This is a genomic window from Arthrobacter sp. I3, assembly GCF_000520575.1.
GTDB lineage: Bacteria > Actinomycetota > Actinomycetes > Actinomycetales > Micrococcaceae > Arthrobacter > Arthrobacter humicola_A.
On the sequence record NZ_KI914905.1, the window covers coordinates 2675 to 5588 of the forward strand.

Genomic DNA, 2914 nt, shown 5'->3' on the forward strand with positions numbered 1-2914 from the left:
GGAGAGGAGCCTCCAGTGTCCAGAGCACACCCGATCCTTGCAGGATCTATCGCAGCCGGCGCAGCCATCGCACTGCTCACCTACCTGCCAGTGGCAGGAGTGCCTGCCATACCCCTTTCGGAGAGGAGCCTCCAGTGTCCAGAGCACACCCGATCCTTGCAGGATCTATCGCAGCCGGCGCAGCCATCGCACTGCTCACCGGCTGCGGCACGTCCAGCCCCGGCACCAGTGTCAGCAGCGCCAGAGCGGAAAAAAACGTTTCGCAGGCCTGCGCTGCTGCCAGTGCCTTCGCCGGATCCCTGACAAATTTCAAACAGACACTTAAACCTGGTGCCACGATAGATCAGATCAAATCGGCCCGGGAACAGGTCGCGAAGACCTACGACGACCTGGTCAAAGCCAGCCAGGACGTAGCCAAAGACGAAATGGACGCCGTCAAGAAGGCCGACAACAAGTTCGACCAAGCCGTCAGAGCCGTCCCGGATGACGCCACCCTGACGCAGGCGGCCGCGTCCCTGCGCGACGACGCAGCCAACGTCCAGGCCGCGGTCAGTGACCTCCAGACAGCAACTAAATGCTGACGCCCATGCCCCTTTCGGAAGATCCGCAGCCAGCCTCAGATCTCTCCCGGCTGCAGTCTCTAACAACGCCGTTGCTACCGAAAGCAGGGAAGACGACATGAGTTTCTGGGAAAACTTTTGGGAGATTTTCTGGTGGTTTTTCTTCTTCTACGCGTTCTTCGCCTTCCTCTGGGCGTTGTTCGCCGTTTTCGGTGACTTGTTCCGCGATCACACGCTGAGCGGATGGTGGAAAGTTGTCTGGGTCCTCTTCCTGGTCTTCGTGCCCATTCTGGGCGTTCTGGTGTACGTGATCGCCCGCGGCAAAGGCATGGCCGAGCGGTCGATGGAACGGGCAAGGTCCCACAGGGAGGCCTCGGACGCGTACATCCGCAGCGTCACCGCGCCCAGTCCAACCGACGAGATCTCAAAGGCCAAGGCACTTTTGGACTCCGGAACCATCAGCGCCGACGAGTACGAAAGGATCAAGAGCAAAGCACTCATTTGAGACCGCCACGGCCCCGGGAGGCAGAAAGAATTGCCCGAGGCCAAGCATTGACCCTGAAAGTGGTGCTCGCTCCCCCAGGACATCCAAGGGAACGTCGACGACGGAATCACCCGGATCGGCCGGAAACCCGCGGAAGGAAACGGCCCGGCAGCGGCTCCGGCTGCCTAGAGCCTGGCCGATTCCCCGACCTGTCGGGGAATGCCGTCGCTTCCGGGACGTTGCAAAATTGTGCCTTTTGCCCAGAAAGATCGTGTGCGACGATGCGGTCATGAGCGAATACACCGAACCCGGGCCGGCACAACGTGCCGCCCCGCGGAGGCGCCGCGAGGACCTGACCACACACCAGATGCGCACTATCGGGCAACGGCGCGCTGCCGCTGAGGAAAAGCTCGCTCGCCATCTCAAGGAAGCACACCACCTGGCCGGAGAACACCTTCCGGCCACGGAAAAATCTCCAGACGTCTAACCCGCCACATCAGCCCGCCCTACCCCGGGCCGCCGGGCCGGCACTGACCCCAAGCACGGGAACCAGAGACGACGGATACCAATGAGCGCCCTCGCGCCGGTACCTCCCCCGGGCCGGCGCGGGGGTTCTTCTTCGTTGCCAGTGCCATATCCCAGCGAAGGCTCCCGCCCAGACCGGCTCCGCGCTTGGACGCGGAGCCGGTCCGTCAGGAAGTCGGCAAGAGGCGTGTGCCGGAGGCCCACGTTCGCAAGGCGGGCCACATCCCGGCACCACACTAAACAAATAATTCAGCTTTGCAATTACCGCCGCCGCGCCCTGCGCACGCGCTGTGCCGATGCCATCCTTGCCGCCCGACGGAGAACTCTCCGGCTTGCACAATGCCGCCAGTGCCAACGCAGAAGGGGCCCGGCGGCGTGGAGGGTCAATCCAGCCCGTGTCCGGTCCTCCAGCTGCAGCGAAACCTCCTCCACCGAAAAGGAAGCCCCCTTCGGCGGCGGCCGAGAACCTCGGGGGCCGGCGCCCGAAGGGCTTCACAGGGATTACTCAGGGGCTACAGACACAATGTTGATTCTGGTGTGGAACGGCGGGCCGCCGGGCCGGCACTGACCCCAAGCACGGGAACCAGAGACGACGGATACCAATGAGCGCCCTCGCGCCGGTACCTCCCCCGGGCCGGCGCGGGGGTTCTTCTTCGTTGCCAGTGCCATATCCCAGCGAAGGCTCCCGCCCAGACCGGCTCCGCGCTTGGACGCGGAGCCGGTCCGTCAGGAAGTCGGCAAGAGGCGTGTGCCGGAGGCCCACGTTCGCAAGGCGGGCCACATCCCGGCACCACACTAAACAAATAATTCAGCTTTGCAATTACCGCCGCCGCGCCCTGCGCACGCGCTGTGCCGATGCCATCCTTGCCGCCCGACGGAGAACTCTCCGGCTTGCACAATGCCGCCAGTGCCAACGCAGAAGGGGCCCGGCGGCGTGGAGGGTCAATCCAGCCCGTGTCCGGTCCTCCAGCTGCAGCGAAACCTCCTCCACCGAAAAGGAAGCCCCCTTCGGCGGCGGCCGAGAACCTCGGGGGCCGGCGCCCGAAGGGCTTCACAGGGATTACTCAGGGGCTACAGACACAATGTTGATTCTGGTGTGGAACGGTAGACGCCACTTGGCACCTGGCCCATCGGGAGCCGGGCCAGAGAGAAAGCCGGAACCGATGAGCCGGAATACCTTCAAATTTCTGGGGCTGGGCCGCGCGGCACGACCCTCGGCGCTGATTCTTGCTGCGCTCCTCGCCGTGGCGGCCACGGCCTGTGAGCCCACGCCGCCAGAGGGCGGACCACCGCCGGGAACGGGCAACACAACGGCCACCCCCGGCACTCCTACGACAACCCCCTC

3 protein-coding genes and 1 pseudogene are annotated in these 2914 nt (G+C 64.3%); all 4 read left to right on the forward strand.

The genetic code is table 11. From position 1 onward, the window contains the following. Positions 1-134 precede the first annotated feature (134 nt). Positions 135-581 (forward strand): hypothetical protein, encoded by a 447-nt coding sequence (locus Y706_RS0104255; protein WP_028275592.1) that lies wholly within the window; start codon positions 135-137, stop codon positions 579-581. A 97-nt stretch (positions 582-678) separates the two neighbouring features. Continuing rightward, on the forward strand, positions 679-1065 hold the full coding sequence (locus tag Y706_RS0104260; RefSeq protein WP_028275593.1) for an SHOCT domain-containing protein: 387 nt from the start codon (positions 679-681) through the stop codon (positions 1063-1065). 268 nt (positions 1066-1333) lie between these two features. Continuing rightward, a complete protein-coding gene (locus tag Y706_RS23615; protein WP_043434773.1) occupies positions 1334-1531 on the forward strand; it encodes a hypothetical protein in 198 nt (65 codons plus the stop codon). A 1201-nt stretch (positions 1532-2732) separates the two neighbouring features. Next, positions 2733-2914: pseudogene (locus tag Y706_RS29700) on the forward strand (hypothetical protein); the annotation flags it as partial.